9 protein-coding genes and 1 pseudogene are annotated in these 19670 nt (G+C 41.3%); 6 read left to right on the top strand and 4 right to left on the bottom strand.

Annotated features, from left to right (window positions below; genetic code table 11):
• Positions 1–32: 32 nt before the first annotated feature.
• A complete protein-coding gene (gene glyS, locus HWQ58_RS17400) occupies positions 33–2183 on the bottom strand; it encodes a glycine--tRNA ligase subunit beta (RefSeq protein WP_292865009.1) in 2151 nt (716 codons plus the stop codon).
• Positions 2184–3702: 1519 nt separating this feature from the next.
• On the opposite strand from glyS, the gene HWQ58_RS17395 reads away from it, so the two are divergent.
• The 4 genes and pseudogenes from HWQ58_RS17395 to HWQ58_RS17380 all read left to right on the top strand — a co-directional run bounded on the left by HWQ58_RS17395 (position 3703) and on the right by HWQ58_RS17380 (position 9535).
• Positions 3703–4992 carry a glycosyltransferase family 4 protein gene (locus HWQ58_RS17395; protein ID WP_292865006.1) on the top strand — a complete coding sequence of 430 codons (1290 nt, stop codon included), beginning with the start codon at positions 3703–3705 and terminating at the stop codon, positions 4990–4992.
• Between the two features lie 942 nt (positions 4993–5934).
• Positions 5935–7524 (top strand): efflux RND transporter periplasmic adaptor subunit, encoded by a 1590-nt coding sequence (locus tag HWQ58_RS17390; protein ID WP_292865003.1) that lies wholly within the window; start codon positions 5935–5937, stop codon positions 7522–7524.
• A gap of 103 nt (positions 7525–7627) precedes the next feature.
• Positions 7628–7987, top strand: a pseudogene (locus HWQ58_RS17385) (efflux RND transporter permease subunit); the annotation flags it as partial.
• A 165-nt stretch (positions 7988–8152) separates the two neighbouring features.
• A complete protein-coding gene (locus HWQ58_RS17380; RefSeq protein WP_292865000.1) occupies positions 8153–9535 on the top strand; it encodes a carotenoid oxygenase family protein in 1383 nt (460 codons plus the stop codon).
• Between the two features lie 253 nt (positions 9536–9788).
• Here the strand turns inward: HWQ58_RS17380 and HWQ58_RS17375 are convergent, their stop codons facing one another.
• From HWQ58_RS17375 to HWQ58_RS17365, 3 genes are all read right to left on the bottom strand, one after another.
• On the bottom strand, positions 9789–10061 hold the full coding sequence (locus HWQ58_RS17375) for a hypothetical protein (protein WP_292864997.1): 273 nt from the start codon (positions 10059–10061) through the stop codon (positions 9789–9791).
• A 182-nt stretch (positions 10062–10243) separates the two neighbouring features.
• On the bottom strand, positions 10244–10945 hold the full coding sequence (locus HWQ58_RS17370) for a CAP domain-containing protein (protein ID WP_292864994.1): 702 nt from the start codon (positions 10943–10945) through the stop codon (positions 10244–10246).
• A gap of 379 nt (positions 10946–11324) precedes the next feature.
• Positions 11325–12452, bottom strand: coding sequence for an acyltransferase family protein (locus tag HWQ58_RS17365; RefSeq protein ID WP_292864991.1), 1128 nt, complete (start codon positions 12450–12452; stop codon positions 11325–11327).
• 516 nt (positions 12453–12968) lie between these two features.
• Between HWQ58_RS17365 and HWQ58_RS17355 the strand changes: the two genes are divergently transcribed.
• Both HWQ58_RS17355 and HWQ58_RS17350 read left to right on the top strand, forming a co-directional pair.
• Positions 12969–18680: a Calx-beta domain-containing protein gene (locus HWQ58_RS17355; protein WP_292864988.1), complete on the top strand. Its 5712-nt coding sequence runs from the start codon at positions 12969–12971 to the stop codon at positions 18678–18680.
• Positions 18681–18974: 294 nt separating this feature from the next.
• Positions 18975–19439: a helix-turn-helix domain-containing protein gene (locus HWQ58_RS17350; protein ID WP_292864984.1), complete on the top strand. Its 465-nt coding sequence runs from the start codon at positions 18975–18977 to the stop codon at positions 19437–19439.
• Positions 19440–19670 lie beyond the last annotated feature (231 nt).

Genomic DNA, 19670 nt, shown 5'->3' with positions numbered 1-19670 from the left:
GCAAAAATTACACCAGTTTTTGTTGACCTACGCTACAGATTTTTGACGATCGCACCAAAGTCAGCTAAAACACGGGCATGATTGCGAACTAATCCGAGCAGATGTAACCGATTACGCTTGACTTCTGGATCGGAGTCCATAACTAAAACGCTATCTGGGCCATCAAAAAAGTTACTAACTGCTGGAGCAATTTTTGTGAGTGCTGCTATTAACAGTTGATAATTTCGGGTCTGCTGCGCTGCTTGAGTCTGTGGTACTGATTCGATTAGTGCATTATACAAAGCTATCTCAGAAGGCTTTTGGAATAATTCTTGACGAACTACGGTTGTTGGTTCTAGCTGTTTTGTATCTAAATCACCTTGAGCGGCTAATCGTGTGGAACGATTAACGGTTTCGTAGATGTTATCTAAAGTACTGTCGTTGCGGATTTGTTGTAAGTATAAGGCGCGATCGCGGACATCCAATAAATCTTTTAACGTCCGTTCTGTGTATTCTGGATCATTTTCTCCCAAAACTGCATTTACTAAGTCGTAATCAATCTGCTTTTCTTCTTGTAGTAAAGTGCGGATGCGTTGCAAGAAAAACTCTTGTAATGCTGTGGTTAATGATGCCCGGTCTTTATGATATTTTGCTGCAAAGTCCGTGGCTATTTGTGCCAATAGATCATCTAAATTTATCGGCAAATTATCAACCCAAGTAATTTTAACTACAGCATTGGCAGCACGGCGCAAGGCGAAGGGATCGGATGAACCGGAAGGAATTAAGCCTAAACCAAAGATACTCACTAAAGTATCTAATCTATCTGCTAAACCAACAATTTTACCCGTGAGTGTTTCAGGTAAAATATCACCGGCTCCTTTTGGTAAATAATGTTGATAAATTGCCTTTGCTACTTCAGCATCTTCACCACTTGCTAAGGCATATTTTTCTCCCATAATACCTTGTAATTCGGGAAATTCATAGACCATTTGTGTCACCAAATCTGCTTTACATAATAAAGCAGCACGTTGGATTCTTTGGCTCTGGTCTTCTCCTAATTCTAATTGGCTAGTAATTTGCTCGGCAATCTTGACTACTCTATCTACCTTGGCACGCACTGAACCTAATTCTTCTTGAAAAGTGACTTTTTCTAACTGGGGTAAAAAGCTATCTATTGGTTTAGTTAAATCAGCTTCGTAGAAAAATCTGCCATCAGCTAATCTGGCACGAATTACCCTTTCATTGCCAACGGCAACAATATCTGATTTTTTCGGGTCGCCGTTAGAAATGGTGATGAAATTGGGCAATAATTCTTGCTGAAAACTCCCTGGTTTGAATACGGGAAAATAACGTTGATGAGTAACCATGACTTCAGTAATTACCTCAGTTGGTAATTCCAAAAATTCTGGTTCAAATTTACCAACAACTACAGAAGGATATTCTACAAGGTTGGTTACTTCCGCTAACAAATCGGGGTAAATTACTGTATATCCGCCTAAATTCTCTGCTACTGCCTTTACTTGCTCTGTGATCAGATTTGCCCGTTCTTCTGGGTCAACGGTGACAGATGCAGACTTGAGGGTGGTAACATAATCAGTAGCTTGGGCAATTGTCACAGGTTCAGGATGTAAGACCCGATGACCTTGAGAAATGCGATCGCTCTGAATCGTCTTAGAACCATTCACTAATTCTAGAGGTAGTACCGTCTCATCTAACAAAGCTACCAGCCAACGAATTGGTCTAGAAAACCTAGCATCCCCATTCCCCCAACGCATTAACCGCTTACCTTCCAAACCCCAAATCCACTGGGGAACAAGTTCTGTCAATATTTCCGCCACAGGACGACCGGGAATTCTTTTTTGCACAAATACAAATTCCCCTTTGTCAGTGGGGCGAACAGATAGCGCATCCAGTTCCACACCTTGCTTTTTAGCAAAGCCTGCTGCTGCTGCTGTCGGCTGACCATTTTTAAAGGCGGCTTGGGCGGGGGGCCCTTTGATTTCTTCTTCTCGGTCTGGTTGCTGCGATGGTAGACCTTTAATCACTACCGCCAGCCGCCGGGGAGTACCGTACACCTGGACATCGCCCTTGAGGCTGTTTGCTTCCAGGCTTTGGGGAATGCGTTCCTGCCATTGCACTAAAGCATCACTGAGAAAACTTGCAGGTAGTTCTTCTGTACCAACTTCTAATAGAAACCCAGGCATAGGACACTGTTTTCAACTTTGCGTAGCTCAACTTTATCAGTTATTCTCAAGCGATCGCTCGTGATTTTTAGCTGAATTGGTCATCGAAGAGGATAAGGGGAAAACCCCATAGATATAGGACTTACGCACAGGTCACGCAAAATCAAACCACAGAAAACGCAGAGAACACAGAGGAATAAGAGTTAGAGAGGTTTTTTGCGTAAGTTTTAAGATAAATCAGAAATGGAAGTTAGGTCAGATTGGATTGTATACAAAGGAGCGGCTTGTCGTAATACCGATTCTGTATGAAGATACGCTAAACCATAAGTACAAGAAAGAAAAACGACCCGCATTCGCGCAGCGTCTCGTTAGAGAAGGACGCATAGACACGTTCGCAAAGCGTCTCGTAGAGAAGTGGCTGACCGCAGGGTAGGACACAAAGAAAGAAGTTAAAAGAGTTTGGCGCAGCCTCACAAAGAAATGGTATAGGACATCGCTATAGACTTGGCATTTTATGCAAAACTTTATAAAAAAAGTGCTTATCTTTATAAATTCATTACATTACATACGTAGTTTTATGCGGTATTTACGGATATATATTTCCATCGTAAGCTTAAGTAGGTCGGTAGAAAAAAACTAAACTATGTTAATAAAAATGAACGAGGCTAAAACCTTCTTCCCTCCTGCCTTCTGCCTCATCCCAACTACAAATATTTACGCCGTTATACCTACTTAGTTCAGTAAACTGGTGGGGTTATCTTTAACCTGATTATAAATATTGAGTGAAAAAGAATGTATAGACGTAGCATTGTTAAATCTTTACAAGGATTCTGGATAACGCATATTTAATTTCACCAAATGTATAATAGTTCGTCATTAACACTTTTACAAAGCTCAGTGCTGAGTGCAATTAATTTTACTTTTATCCCAGCATTCATTACTCAGCACCAACACGTTTTGGTCAGTGCCTTTAAACTACTTAAAAATTGGGATTCTCTCTAATTAATACAATATTGATGATTTGGTTAAAAATACTTCATGTGCCAGTTTAAAAGGCGGAATGAGGGTTATATGCACAACACTGAATATAATGCTACAATTCCCCAAGTGTAAATTTAGGCATTAGTTCGGAAATAAACAGACCAACTATTGTCATAATCACCAGAAATCAAGCCTATATTTATCAATAGCCTAACCCGTTTATACAAACTAATATTTTGATTTTTAAGAGTTTTATGCAGTACAAAAATTCTTTTGTAAAAACCAATATAAAAAATTTTCATCTAATGTTTAACACAATTTTAATCAAACAATTTTACAAGTCAAAATACAGCATTTGCAAATAAACGAGGTACAAAATGTAGGGATACAAATCAGATACAAACAGTTTCTACCTCTGCCTCTTGCCTCCAAACCAATAGCTTTGTACTTCATGCAATAAAACGCTGTAAGTAATAGAAATAGCAGCCCCCACTGTTTATTAAGTAAGAAATCCGATCGTCTCATGCTGTCTTCACGAAATTCACAATCAATATAGTTCATGCATATTCTGATTTATTCCTACAACTATCATCCAGAGCCAATTGGAATTGCTCCGTTAATGACTGAATTGGCAGAAGGACTAGTAAAGCGAGGTCATAAAGTGCGAGTGATTACGGGAATGCCCAACTATCCTCAGCGCGAAATTTACGATGGGTATCAAAATAGATGGTATCTTACAGAACAAAAAAATGGCGTCACTATTGAGCGAAGTTACGTCCGAATTAAGTCTAAACCAAACCTAGTTGATCGGCTGTTACTGGAGTTGAGCTTTGTTTTCACAAGTTTACCCCAAGCCTTTAAAGGTGGGCGACCAGATGTGATTATCTTAACAGTCCCGCCCCTACTAGGTACGTTACCAGCAACAACATTGGGCTGGCTATACAACTGCCCAGTAGTTCTAAATGTGCAAGATATTTTACCAGAAGCTGCTGTGCGTATCGGGTTATTAAAAAACAAGTGGATGATCCGAACTCTTGCAGCTTTAGAGAAATTTGCATATCGGACTGCACACACTATTAGTGTGATCGCTGATGGGTTTCGTGAGAATTTAGTAAATAAAGGAGTACCTGTTAATAAAATCGTTTGTATTCCCAATTGGGTAAATGTAAATTTCATTCGCCCGTTACCAAAACAGAGCAACTCTTGGATATCTAACCATCAATTAAATGGGAAATTTGTAGTACTTTATTCAGGCAACATTGCTCTAACGCAAGGTTTAGAGACAGTAATAGAAGCAGCCGTTTGTTTACGTCATATCAAAGATATTGTCTTTGTCATTGTTGGCGAATCAAGAGCATTGCAAAGGTTGCAGGAATATTGTCTATCAAATGGAGCAGATAATGTTTTGCTACTACCGTTACAACCGCGAGAAAAACTACCTGAAATGCTAGCAGCTTCTGATGTCGGGCTAATTGTGCAAAAGCACAATGTGATTTCGTTCAATATGCCTTCAAAAATACCACTGTTATTGGCGAGCGGTCGCCCAATTGTGGGTTCAGTTCCCGCCACTGGTACTGCTGCTAAAGCGATCGAACTCAGTGGTGGTGGGATAGTTGTTGAACCAGAATCACCCCAAGCAATGGCTGCCGCTGTGCATGATTTATATGCTAATCCTGCTCTAGGAAGGAAGCTAGGTAACACAGGAAGACAATTTGCCGAAGAAAACTATTCCTTAGAGCAAGCCCTTGATCGGTATGAGTGGCTTTTTTCTCATATTGTTACCAACCGAAAATCAACTGTGGGTATCTTACCAAAATTCGATTCTAAGAAATCAGTTGTGGATGGTTGAACAGGATTGAAGATTTCTCACTCGTTAGCTACACAAACAAAACTCCGATTGGGATAAATTAAATCACCCATTCGGGTGAGTTAAAGATCAACCAATCGGGTGAACTAACTGTAGGAAGTTGAGATTGGTCAAAAATAAGAATCTAGAGAATACTGATTGATTGCACGTCGTTCTTGGTGAGGATAACTTGATGATTAATAGAGCTGAATTAATCAGCGTGGGCGTAGCCCGCCGTACCCATACGGGGAAGCAAGCCACGCGTTGGCGGAGCCTCTCGTAGAGAAGGCATCGCTCCCGACTCTTTTCTTCCTTAAGATCAGTATTCAGTACTACTCAAGAGCGATAAACTCATCTGTAAATAATACCAATATTGTCTGCTATGTGGTTATAATGCAAGCAAGCGCTTGCAAACACTCATAGAAAACATTAGCATCAAGTACGGCACAAACTTATGCATCCTTGATCTAGTCAGCAACTAAGGTATTTGCAACGACAGGTTTAACCACAGCGACAACGCGAGAAATTACTTGTGTTGCTGCGGTCAATGAGGTAAATTGATTTCGTCATTTCCAGAACTAAAGAGCAACTACTAACTTGCTTTGATTACCAAAGCGATCGCTTTACAGGCAGAAGCTTTAGCTGCAACAACATGAACCATGCTTTCTCTCTGAGCTAAAGCACTGTGTTTATACTGACTAACAAAAAACTATAAACTACACTTTCAGAAATTGGACGGAGTTAAGTAATGTACAAATCAACCATAATGTGCTGAACAAAATTGGCTCATTTTAGGTGCTAGACATCGTAAGCGATCGCCCAAATACCCAGACATATTTTTTACCAACATAGAGAAAAAAGGCTAAAAGACTATTCAAATAATTAATGCTTTTTTAGCGAAAAGTAGATTGCCCAAGTCTAAATCCACAAGACGAGAAAACGAAGATGTCCCATTCTGAGTTCCCTGACTCTCCCCTTTCCATTGAAACAGAACAGCCCGCTGTTACTGATTCTAGTCAAGAGTCGCAACAATTGCCACAGCGATCGCCTAAGCCACCTCAAAAACGGCGTTGGCCCCTGATATTAGGAATCGTCTTATTAATTGCAGGTGTAGGTTTTGGTTGGCGTTGGTGGCAAACTAGTAATGCTAGCAAAGCACCAGCGGCTGGGGCAGATGCTGGTCAACCTAGAGCAGTTCCGGTCAAGCTAGCGACAGTGAAAACTGAAACCGTTCAAGAAAGTTCGGAGTTTATTGGCTTATTAGAGGCTCCACGTTCAGTAATCATCAAGCCACAGGTTGAAGGACGAATTACCGAGATTTTCATCCAAGAGGGCAACCGCGTTCAACAAGGACAAGTCATTATTAGTCTGCAAAGTGATAATGTCCAAGCTCAATTGTTACAAGCTAGAGGCTCACTACAACAAGCCCAAGCACGTCTTGCTGAACTCAAAGCAGGTACGCGACAAGAAGAAGTTGCCCAAGCTAGAGCGTTGTTAGCCCAAGCCCAAGCTCGTTTTAGAGATGCCCAATCGGGATCGCAACCAGAAGAAATTGCTCAGGCTGAGGCTCAAATTCAGTCAGCTAAATCCGATGTGGAACTAACACAGTCACGCGCCAAGCGATACGCACAATTGAGAAAAGAGGGCGCAGTTTCCCAAGATACTTTAGAAGGATATGTCAAAGAACAGCAAAGTGCTGAAGCTGCCTTGGTTGTAGCCCAGAAACGCCTAGATCAACTCCGCCAAAGCAGAAAATCTAGTATCAATGAGTTAGCTGGTGCCTTGGAACAACAGAAACAAAACTTAAGACAACTAGAAAATGGTTCTCGTCCAGAAGAAATTGCCCAAGCGCAATCGCAAGTAACTCAAGCAGCTGCCCAAGTTCAAGCTGCCCAAGTCCAATTGCAATACACAAAAGTTTTAGCACCTTTCACTGGCATTGTTGGTGATATTCCAGCAAAGGTGGGAGATTATGTGGAAAAAGCCGAGCAACTGACTACACTAACTAGAAACGACTCTTTAGAATTGAATATTTCCGTTCCCGTAGCTGAAGCCAAAAAATTGCGCTTAGGCTTACCTGTGCAAATGTTAGATGTCCAAGACAAACCCATAGCAAGGGGTAAAATCAGTTTTATCTCCCCAAACGCTAGTTCCGATTCGCAAGCAGTTTTGGTAAAAGCCAACTTTGGTAATTCGAGAAATCGACTGCTTAATCTTCAGTCAGTGCAAACTAGAGTGATCTGGAACGAACGTCCAGGAATTTTAATTCCAGTTACAGCAGTATCTCGCTTGGGTGGAGAGACTTTTGTATTTGTGGCGCAAGCGCCAGCAGAAAAGTCTAAACCTGGAGCGCCATCTTTAGTAGCTCAACAAAAGCCGGTGAAATTGGAACAATATCATACTCAGGGGACTAATTATCAAGTTATCGAAGGACTAAAAGCGGGGGAGAAAATTGTTGTTTCCGGCATTCTTAACTTAACCAATGGCGCTCCCATTACTCCTGAAACACAAGAAGTTGGTAGCCAAAAGCCTTAGCTGAAGAGAAGATGAGGGCGCGGGGCAGGGGGGACAGGGAGATAAAAGGACAAGGGAGACAAGGAGAATAACCAATGCCCAATGCCCAATTTTTAAACTATAGTTTGTTGACTTCTTTATTAAGCAGCCAATTTTTGCGTCGGTATGTGCGATCGTCATACTTTTAATAGGATTAATCAATATTGCCACACTACCGATCGCTAGATTTCCAGAAATTAGTCCCACCCAAATTAGTGTAACCTCCAACTATAGTGGAGCTAGTGCAGAAGTCGTAGAAAGCGGTGTGACAAATATCTTAGAAAGGCAAATCAACGGGGTTGAGGGACTAAGATATCTGACTTCTAGCAGCAGCAACGATGGTACAAGTACCATTACAGTCACCTTTGATTCATCACGGGATAAAGATATTGCGGCTGTGGATGTACAAAATCGTGTTTCTGTTGCCCAACCACAACTGCCCGATTCTGAAGATTACTATAACTTCCTACAAATAAAACTAATTAAACAGCAAGAGAAAAAAGTTTAATTTGTAGACCGATTGCAAAAATTCCACAACGCCCTCAAAATTTCCATGTGGGCATGAAGACAAACCCGAAGTATAGTACAAATGTATGTTTAAATCAAGACTATGGTAACAATAGCAGTCAATCCCTATCTCAATGGGAATTTTGCTCCAGTTCATGAAGAAATCACCACCGACAAATTGCCAGTCATCGGTGAATTACCCCTTGACCTATCAGGGATGTTTGTGCGGAATGGTCCTAACCCTCAATGGACGCCTATCGGTCAATATCATTGGTTTGATGGGGATGGGATGTTGCATGGTGTGCAAATTAGCAACGGCATAGCCACTTATCGTAACCGCTACGTCCAGACAGTCGGATGGAAAAAAGAACGAGAAGCAGGTAAAGCTATCTGGACTGGGTTGTTAGAACCACCACAAATGGATAACCCCCACGGTCGCTATAAAAATACTGCCAATACTGCCTTAGTGTGGCACGCTGGTCAGATGTTAGCGCTGAACGAGGGGGGTAAACCTCACGCCATTAAACTGCCTGAATTAGAAACCATTGGCGAGTACACCTACAATGGCAAGCTGGTTTCTGCCTTCACAGCCCATCCCAAGGTAGACCCGGTTACAGGGGAAATGATCTTTTTTGGCTATTCTCTGTTTGCGCCACCGTACCTGCAATATAGTGTAGTCTCAGCACAAGGCGAACTGTTGCGGACAGTGCCAATTGACCTGCCAATAGGAGTGATGATGCACGATTTCGCCATCACTGAAAACTACACGATTTTCATGGATTTGCCGCTGACTTTTAACCCAGAGCGATCGCAACGGGGAGAACCTTTAGTGGCGTTTGAGCGCGATCGCCCCAGTCGCTTCGGCATTGTACCACGTCACGGTGACAACAGTAATATCCGCTGGTTTGAAAGTCCTGCTTGCTACGTCTTCCATACCCTCAACGCTTACGAAGAGGGAGACGAAGTAGTGCTGATTGCCTGTCGTATGAGTTCTACAAGTGTTTTGAGTTCTGATGATTCGCAACCCGACCCAGACGCAAATATTCCCCGTCTGCATCGTTGGCGATTTAACCTCAGCACAGGGTCAGTGCGTGAAGAGATGTTGGATGATGTAGCTTCCGAATTTCCCCGCGTCAACGAAAACCGATTGGGGCGACAAAACCGATATGGCTACACTAACAAAGCGGCAAACAGTCCCGTACCTTTATTTGAAGGTATCATCAAATACGACTTCAGCAATGGAAAATCCCAAATACATGAATTTGGACAGGGGCGCTATAGCGGTGAAGCTGTATTTGCGCCGCGTCCTGGTGCAACAGCTGAGGATGATGGTTGGCTTATGACTTTCGTCCACGATGAAAATTCAAACACTTCAGAATTAGTAGTGGTGAATGCCCAAGATGTGACGGCTAAACCTGTAGCACAGGTGATAATTCCCCAACGAGTGCCTTATGGGTTTCATGGTGCTTGGTTTGTAGAAGAATAGTCAACAATTTAGCTTTTACAGCCTTTTTCATCTATTTGAACCATAATCCTTTGTAGGGTAGCACAGATGTGCTACCCTACCCTATGGTTTAATTACTTTAGGACTTACGCACTCGTGACGAAAAACTAAGCCTTTGCGATTACTTCTGTGCGAGATGCTCCGCGTAACTTGCTTCCCCGCAGGGGTACGCTTTGCTCGTAATGACGTAAAATCGTTGTCTGTGCGTAAGTCCTATACCTAAAAGTGCCATAAATCATTCAGCAGTACGCTCCATCGCACCACCAAAACTTACAGCAACATCATAACCAATTCGTATGGTGAACAATCTAGCATTAGGGTTTTTCTGTTTTAACTTTAACGCTGTCTCTACACCAGTTGGATCTATCCCATATTCACCAGTTTCTGCATCAATCACAATCATCTTGCCGATATTGTCACCACACTCGACATTTTGACGAATACCGTTTTCGTAAAATTGTTTAGCTCTTAGGGCTACTTCTTCTACACTCCAGAAAATTGATTGCATTACAATTACACCAAATGATTGCTTCTTACAGCATTGTAGTGCCTGAACGTTGAGCCTTTGAGCCTCGAAATTGCACTTTGAACCTCGACAGTGAAAAATCGCAAAACCTGTCCCTCTCCGACTCGGAGAGGGACAGACTTGAACTTTAATTCAAAGCAGGGAGAGGTTAGTGGAACTCACGTTTACGTTTTTTCCTGATACCCACCAGCGTAGTCAATTACGCAGATTGTTTTATATGATTTGTGAGTTCCATAAGCAACACCAGAGACTTTAAAAGCGCCGTTAAAAATGTTTTTTCGATGGCCGCGATCGCGCACACCATCATCAATAATTAACTGCATAACGATATCTTGAGCGCTGTTTGGCCCATAACTGATATTTTCACCTGCGGTTGTTTGCCATTTACCATAGCGGTTGATGCGAGTAAAAGGGTTGCTACCATCGCTACCATCATGACCTATAGCACCTTTTGGGCCTTGGTCTTTTACATGGTCTTTTGCTCCTAAAGACATACCTTTAGATGCACTCAAGGCTCCTATAGGACGTGCTGATTTGAGAAATGTGATCGCTTCATCAACTGCTTTGACTCCTTCTTGAGTTCGCAGATAAGTATTATTAGAAATTTTGACTCGGTTCCCCTCAAAGCGCTTTCTATAGTTTTCCAGAATTGGAAGGTATGCTTTAGGATTTGTTCTTACCTTATTTGTTTCAACAATTACCTGTTGTTCCAACAGTGAAAGGTAACTCGCCTTTGCTAATAAAGTTGGACTAGTTTGTACTGCTGGGTTAGAGTTGGCTACAGACGGGTTAGATTGAAGCAGTTGATTTGAGCAGCCCAATATCAAGGTAATTGGCAAAAATACCCAAAAATTCAAGCGACGCATCGATTACCTCACAATTTTTCTATGGATTAATTTAGTGAATTAGAAGAAATAAGAATTTTCAACGCACAGATAAGTCTGTAGACACTTCTGCCGTTAGAAACGATATCAGGACTTAAGTAAGTTTGCTAAAGAAAGCGCAGATTAAGGCGCCAAGAATATTGATAAAGTTGCAATTGCCTTTGTTCCTAAAGTGTTACAAATCTATCACTTGACACCTGTTGTAACATTGAAAACATGAAAACGTAAATAACAACAAAAATCTTTTTTATATAGCCGTAGTCACACAGGTTAGGACAGTGTTGATTGCTCAAAGTCTTGAAACAACAGGGTTTTTACTCAGCACGGGCTAAACGCCCCGCTATCCATGTACAGCACTTAGCTATACTTTCAGAAACCAGCGTTGCCGATACATCAGAAAACCAACAGCCCACCACAACAACACGGTGACTAAGGCAAATAACAGAGAACCATTCAGCACACCCGCCCAAGATGCGAAAAAATTCTGGTAAATCCAATTGTAGGTACTGGGAGCGTCTTTACCAGTGCCAATAGTGGTTTTGACTAAAATTTTAATCAACAAAACTGATGCAACGAAAAGAGCGATCGCATTTAAGCCCATAATTTCAAAAGGTTTACTCCAGCGACGCATCAGCCGTACTTCGATGAGTTCATAACAAGCTGCTAGCAATAGTAACGCCCAACCTGTTGTAAATACTACATAAGAACTTGTCCACAGCTTTTTGTTAATAGGGAATGTCCACCCCCACGCCCAACCGATAATTAAGCAACCGACTCCAAATAATCCTAAACCGATACTTGTACGTGACTGTACAGGTTGACTGCGTATCCATTGACCAGTAAAGTAGCCAGCCAAAACGCTTACTATGGCGGGAATAGTACTGAAAAGTCCTTCTGGATCTCCCATAAAGTTGAAACCATCACCTTTATATAAATGTGCATTGGGAATAATCAGGCGGTCAACATAAGCACCGAAATTACCTTCTCGCGTCAAAACGCCCGCACCATATTCTGGCACTGTTACATACATCATCGTTAGCCAGTAGCCAATGAGTAGCACTGCTGCTAGCATCCATTGATATTTGCGCGGAAGGTTGAGAACAGCAAGCGAAGCCAGCAGATAAGTAAGGCTGATGCGCTGCAACACTCCCATAATCCGGATACTATTCAAATCAAAAGTCCAAATACCCTGATTCCAAAAGCCATTTAGTAGCAATCCCAAGGCAAAGAGAATAGCGGCGCGGCGCAATATCCGCCAGTAAACAGCTAAGGTTGGTTTATTGCCTTCGGTGTATTTTGACAGCGAGAAAGTCATTGCTACACCGATAATGAAGAGAAAGAAGGGAAATACCAAGTCTGTTGGCGTGCAGCCGTGCCAATTGGCGTGGGCTAAGGGAGGATATACATCATCTGCGACACCCGCCATATTGACGAGAATCATTCCAGCAATGGTAATGCCACGAAAAACATCCAGTGAAGTCAGGCGCATAGACGAAATCTTGTATTAAATGAGTATCTAAGTTACCCACGTTGATGAAGGTAATCAAGCAAAATTTATTGGTCTACTTGCTAAATATAGTTTTTCATCAAGGTTCCTGCCCATACTATCTTGTACAAATTAGAAGTACGCGATCGCATCCAGACCAAAGTTTTAGCTATCCAAAAAGGATTGGTAGTACCAGAACTGTTAATAAAGCTAGATATACTCAAATTTCAGTCAATCTATTGCTATTTAAGTGGAAATGCAGTTGTCTTGTCACTAAACTTAGTATAAATTGCTATAAACAAAAGCTGTAACTAAAAAATAGCTAACTTTATTTAAGGCATGCTTGCTTATATAACAACTAAAAATATTGCGGTTTTTTCTCATTAGATAAAAGGTTTAATTACCGATTTAATTTGGGAATTAAAGCGAATGCATAGTCATTCACTTTCTATTTTGTTATGCACGCTCAATATTACCAAGCTAACTAAAGCTAAAAAATTATATTTAAGGACAATAATTATGATCAAACTGCCAGAAAATCATTACCCTAAAACCAGAAATAAGTCTACTATAAAATTACTAGAAGCAAGCACAAATATTGTTTTTATAGATCCAAAAGTTATAGATTACCAAAGTTTGGTGTCTGGTATCGCACTCGGCAGTGAAGTTGTTATTCTTGATCCCAATAGAGACGGTTTAGCACAAATCACTGAGTTTCTCGCAAAACGTGAATCCAATTCAGTTCAATCAATTCACATTGTTTCCCACGGAAGTGTGGGGAGTTTGCAACTAGGGTCAATCAACTTCAACTTTAGCAATCTGGATAGCTACAAAAATCAGTTACAAAAGTGGGCAAGTGCTTTAACTGAGAAAGCTGACATCCTACTTTATGGCTGTGACGTAGCTAGTGGTGAAGGCACAAAATTTGTGCAGCAGATTAGCCGAATTACTGGAGCAGATGTTGCCGCTTCCAATAATAAAACAGGAAGTGCAGCTTTAGGTGGCGACTGGAATTTAGAAGTGAAGACTGGGAAAATTGAGACTTCCCTGGCATTTCAATCAAAAGTAGTACAGGCTTACAAATCTATTTTACCAGCTAGTTTTACTGGCATATACTCTCAAAACTTCAACACATTAGCTGCTTCGGGAACATCTATTGCTTGGACTAATGATTCAACTATTTCAGGCTGGTATTCCACAAGAACAAATTATAACGCTGGTTCTGGCACTAATAATGCAGGTGCAATGTACAGTTTTGGTACTACTACAGACCGGGCACTTGGTTCTGTAGCTTCTGCTACTACAGGCATTATTTATTATGGGTTGCGCCTCCAAAACAATACAGGTTCACCAATTACTAAGTTGCAAGTAAGTTACACAGGTGAGCAATGGCGTAATGGTGGTAATACATTGCAGCAACAGCTGAAATTTAGTTATCAAACTGGGTCAACTCTCACAAGTTTGACAACAGGAACATGGACGCCTGTGACATCGCTAGATTTCACCGCGCCAATTGCAAATGCAACCGCAGGTGCCCTAAATGGTAATCAAATTGCCAATCGAGTTGTCATCACACCTGTAACAATTACCCTAGCTACCCTAATAGCTAATGGTGAAGAGATTATATTGCGTTGGGAAGACATAGATAATGGAGGCAACGATCATGGTTTAGCGATTGACGATGTATCTGTCAAAGTAGATGGCACTACTTATATAGTAACTAACACCAATGACAGCGGTGCTGGCTCCTTAAGGCAAGCTATTATCAATGCCAATAACGATCCAGGGATTGAGACAATCCTCTTTGATACGACTGGAATATTCGGTGATGCCACCCCCGACACTATTACCCTCACTTCTGGGGAATTGAATGTTACAGAAGGAGTGATCATTCAAGGAACAGGGGCTAATAAACTTACCATCAGTGGTAACAATACTTCCCGTGTTTTTTATGCCAGTGCCTCCCTCTCAATTGATGGGTTGAAGATAACTGAGGGAAATGCAGGCAATAGTAATGGTGGTGGCATTTACAATACCAGTAGCGTCACAGTCAGCAACAGTACTATTTCTGGCAACACTACGAACAGTTATGGCGGCGGCATTTACAGTACCAGTAGCGTCACACTCAACGATAGCAGTATTTCTGGCAACATAGCGAACCTTGGGGGAGGCATTTACAGTAGCAGTAGTGTCACACTCAACGATAGTACTCTTTCTGGCAACACCGCGAACAGTAATGGTGGCGGCATCTTCATAAACGGTAGTAATAATAGTGTCACCATAAGCAATAGCACTATTTCTAGCAATAGAGCAAAAACTAATGGTGGCGGCATCTACAGCAGCAATACCACAGTCAGCAATAGCACTATTTTTGGCAACACCGCTGATAGTGATAATAATGGACAAGGTGATGGTGGCGGCATTTACAGTACCAATAGTGTCATAGTCAGCGATAGCAGTATTTCTGGCAACATAGCGAACCTTGGGGGAGGCATATACAGTACCAATGTCACAGTAAACAATAGCACTCTTTCTGACAACACCGCGAACAGCAATGGTGGCGGCATCTATAGCAGTACTAGTGTCACCACAAGCAATAGCACTATTTCTAGCAATAGAGCAAAAACTCATGGTGGCGGCATCTACAGCAGCAATGCCACAGTCAGCAATAGCACTATATTTAGCAACACTGCTGATAGTGATAATAATGGACAAGGTGATGGTGGCGGCATTTATAAATCTGGCGGCACGGCGACCATTAGCAATAGCATCATTGCTGGCAATATTGATCCAGGTAATCAAGGAGCCGATGTCTTTGGTAACAACTTCAATGGTAATGCTTACAACCTAATTGGCAAAATTGTTGGTAAATCATCCGGGACTCTGGGTACGGGTACAGATATTATTAACCCTAACCCTGGACTCAAACCGCTAGGAGATTACGGTGGTTCTACACAAACTCACGCTCTATACTTTAACAGTCCTGCCAGGAATGCTGGCGATCCGGCTTACAGTGGTGGCTTAACTACCGATCAGCGCGGCACGGATTTTAACCGTATTGAAAGCGGGAGAATTGACATTGGAGCATTTGAATATGTGCTTCCAAAAGTCAGCTTTGGTGCTGCTACGTACAATGCAACAGAAGATAGTGCCGCCACTACAGTAACTATTCTTGTTACCTTAGATGCTTCTCCAGAAACGGCTGTCACAATTCCTATTGTCGTCAGAAATACTAGCACGGCTACTAGTGGCAACGATTACACTTTTTCCCCCACTACCATCTCTTTTGCTGCTGGCGCAACAGGCTCAAATTTAACAAAGCTAATTACTTTTACTATTAAGCCAGACGATTTACCTGAAAATGCAGAAACAGTTGTACTCAACTTCGGCACGCTAACAGGGGCTGATTTGGGGACAATAACTGAAACTACTCTAAATATTGCTGCTAATGATTCAATTCAATATGCAATTTCCACTCCCACTTCAACTTTAATTGAAGGTAATAGCGGTACTCAAGCTGTTAGCTTCACGGTTACTCGCAGTGGTGGTATTGGCGTGGCTAGTACCGTAAATTATGCTTTTAACGGTGCGGCAATTTTTGGCAGTGACTATAACAATATTCAAGTGACAGGTGGAGGAAGTGCTGCATCTGGGACTTTAAGCTTCGCTGTTGGGGAAACCACGAAAACAATTACAGCCGATGTTTTGGGTGACAACACATTTGAACTCAATGAAGATATTACTGTTATCCTGAGTAACCCCAACCTCACAACTGCGCCAGCAAATTCTACAATTACTAACAGTTTGGCTACAGTAAACATCATCAATGATGATAGCCAACCAACTATCAGCATCTCGGATGTCTCTGTTACTGAAAACAACACAGGTACAACAACTAACGCTAATTTTACTATCAGTCTTTCTAATCCTAGTTATCAGCAGGTTACTGTAAATTATAACACGAGTAATGGCACTGCTGAAGTTGCTGACTCTGATTACAACTCTGCTTCTAGGACGATTACTTTCAATCCTGGCGAAATCAGTAAAACCCTTAGCATTGGTGTTGTAGGCGATAACAAATTTGAAACCGACGAGATATTTTCTGTCAATCTTTTGGGTGCGACAAATGGCGCAATTACTGATAGTTTAGGAGTTGCTACCATCATCAACGATGATAACCAACCAACTATCACTATCTCGGATGTTTCAGTTACTGAAGGCAACACAGGTGCAACAACTAATGCTAACTTTACTATCACTCTCTCCAATGCCAGTTATCAGCAAGTTACTGTAAATTACAACACGAGTGATGGTACTGCTAAAGTTGCTAACTCTGATTACAATTCGGCTTTAGGGACGATTACTTTCAATCCTGGTGAAACTAGCAAAGTTATTAGTATTGGCGTCATCGGCGATAACCAAACTGAAACTGACGAGACATTTTCTGTCAATCTTTTGGGTGCGACAAATGGCGCAATTACTGATAGTTTAGGAGTTGCTACCATCATCAACGATGATAACCAACCAACTATCACTATCTCGGATGTCTCAATTACTGAAGGCAATACAGGCACAACAACTAATGCTAACTTTACTATTAGTCTCTCCAATCCTAATTATCAGCAGGTTACTGTAAATTACAACACCAGTGATGGTACTGCTCAAGTTGCTGACTCTGATTACAATTCGGCTTTAGGGACGATTACTTTTAATCCTGGCGAAACTAGCAAAGTTATTAGTATTGATGTAATTGGCGATAATCAAACTGAAGCCAACGAGACATTTGCAGTCAATCTTTTAGGTGCGACAAATGGCGCAATTACTGATAGTTTAGGAGTTGCTACCATCATCAACGATGACAGCCAACCAACTATCAGCATCTCGGATGTCTCAGTTGTTGAAGGCAATATAGGCACAACAACAAATGCTAACTTTACTATTAGTCTCTCCAATCCCAGTTATCAGCAGGTTACTGTCAATTACAACACGAGTGATGGTACTGCTCAAGTTGCTGACTCTGATTACAACTTTGATTCAGGAACGATTACTTTCAATCCTGGCGAAACTAGCAAAACTCTTAGCATTGGTGTTGTAGGTGATAACAAATTTGAAACCGACGAGACATTTTCAGTCAATTTTTTGGGTGCGACAAACGCCGCGATCGCAGATAGTTTAGGAGTTGCTACCATCATCAATGATGACAACCAACCAACTATCACTATATCAGATGTTTCGGTTACTGAAGGTAACACAGGTACAACAACTAATGCTAACTTTACTATCAGTCTTTCTAATTCTAGTTCTCAGCAAGTTACTGTAAATTACAACACGAGTAATGGTACTGCTGAAGTTGCTAACTCTGATTACAATTTGGCTTTAGGGACGATTACTTTCAATCCTGGCGAAACTAGCAAAGTTATTAGTATTGGAGTCATCGGCGATAACCAAACTGAAGCCAACGAGACATTTTCTGTCAATCTTTCAGGTGAGACAAATGCGACGATAGCAGATAGTTTAGGAGTTGCTACCATCATTGATGATGACAACCCAACAACTGTCAGTATCTCGGATGTCTCAATTGCTGAAGGTAACACAGGCACAACAACTAATGCTAACTTTCTCGTCACTCTCTCCGCACCGAGTTTACAGCAGGTTACTGTAAATTACAACACTAGTGATGGCACTGCTAAAGTTTCTGACTCTGATTACAATTCTGCTTCTGGGACAATCGTTTTCAATCCTGGTGAAACCAGCAAAACTCTTGGTATTGGTGTCATAGGTGATAAAAAAGCTGAAACCAACGAGACATTTTCTGTCAATCTCTTCGGTGCTACAAACACCACGATTACTGATAGCTTGGGAGTGGCTACTATCATAAATGATGACCAACCCCCAGCCATCAGCATTGCAGATGTGTTAGTCAAAGAAGGCACCACAGGAATGACAACTAATGCTAATTTTGTCGTCACCCTCTCTAATGAATTCTATCAACCGATAGTCGTAAATTACAGTACAAGTGATGGGACTGCTAAAGAATCTGACTCGGATTACAATTTTGAGTTGGGGACAATTGTTTTCAACCCTAGCGAAACTAGCAAAGTTATTAGTATTGGCGTCAGAGGTGATAATAAAGTTGAACCCAATGAAACATTTTTTGTCAATATCTATAGTGCAGCAAATGCCATATTTAATAATAACCAAGGAGTTGGCACAATCAAGAATGATGATTAATCGTTATTGAATAGAACATTAGCGATCGCTGCAATTATCGCAGCCCAGAGTAGCCGTTGGAAAAATACTTGTATTATAAGTTGCGCCCTGTTAATTTTAGCACCCATATTTTTATTTTTAAAGTATTAATTATAACATAAATTGTACTTATTTATAGTTAGAATAGCATTTTTAAATACAGTATGAAGCCATTATCAAAAAAATTTATCCTAAAATCAAATATTCAGTAAATTTACGTATGCGGATTGAAGTCTTCTCAATGAATAGTAGAATTAGCCCATACAGGAGAAGACTGTGACGCTCTTAAATGAAGCTCAAGTAGAGCAACTAAAGGAAATAACCACACGCTTGCGACAAGTAAGACAAGAAAAATCTATCCGCATAGAAGAAATAGCCTCTCAGACAATGCTTCGAGTAGGTATTTTGCAAGCTTTAGAAGAAGATCGATTTGAAGAATTGCCTGAGCCAATTTTTCTTCAAGGATTCATCCGTCGTTATGGAGATGCTTTAGGGCTGGATGGAAATGCCTTATCATACAGCCTTGTAACCAATGTTGTCTGTCAAGATTCTAAAAATGCTCATCACAATTCAGACAACAAACAAAATACATATATACCTCTTATTCTGACCTATATTTTATTATTGGTCAGTGCATCTGCTGGTCTTCTTCATATACTTAATCCACAGCTTACAGTTGAATCCCTGACTCCAGAAGACAATAATCAACAGTCAATAGTCAGCAATCAGACTAACAAATGACCAAAAACATAGAGGGAGTGGAGAGACGCGATTAATCGCGTCTGTACCGAGTAAAAGAAAAGTATTAATAACCAATGACAAATGACCAATGACTCTCAGGAGTGCTGAGTGCTGAGTGCTGAGTGGGGAATCTCACTTCTTTACTCGCTTGCCGAGGAACTCGAAACGGGCTAAACGCCCCGCTTCTGTTAACAGAACTGTTTTACCCAATGACCAATGACCAATGACAAA

This window comes from Nostoc sp. LPT (assembly GCF_017115165.1).
Lineage (GTDB): Bacteria > Cyanobacteriota > Cyanobacteriia > Cyanobacteriales > Nostocaceae > Nostoc.
This window is presented reverse-complemented; position numbering and strand designations above follow the sequence as displayed.

Bases quoted from the DNA above. Each gene is read 5' to 3' on its own strand.
- glyS (WP_292865009.1), bottom strand. From the start codon at position 2,183: ATGCCTGGGTTTCTATTAGAAGTTGGTACAGAAGAACTACCTGCAAGT.
- HWQ58_RS17395 (WP_292865006.1), top strand. From the start codon at position 3,703: ATGCATATTCTGATTTATTCCTACAACTATCATCCAGAGCCAATTGGA.
- HWQ58_RS17390 (WP_292865003.1), top strand. From the start codon at position 5,935: ATGTCCCATTCTGAGTTCCCTGACTCTCCCCTTTCCATTGAAACAGAA.
- HWQ58_RS17380 (WP_292865000.1), top strand. From the start codon at position 8,153: ATGGTAACAATAGCAGTCAATCCCTATCTCAATGGGAATTTTGCTCCA.
- HWQ58_RS17375 (WP_292864997.1), bottom strand. From the start codon at position 10,061: ATGCAATCAATTTTCTGGAGTGTAGAAGAAGTAGCCCTAAGAGCTAAA.
- HWQ58_RS17370 (WP_292864994.1), bottom strand. From the start codon at position 10,945: ATGCGTCGCTTGAATTTTTGGGTATTTTTGCCAATTACCTTGATATTG.
- HWQ58_RS17365 (WP_292864991.1), bottom strand. From the start codon at position 12,452: ATGCGCCTGACTTCACTGGATGTTTTTCGTGGCATTACCATTGCTGGA.
- HWQ58_RS17355 (WP_292864988.1), top strand. From the start codon at position 12,969: ATGATCAAACTGCCAGAAAATCATTACCCTAAAACCAGAAATAAGTCT.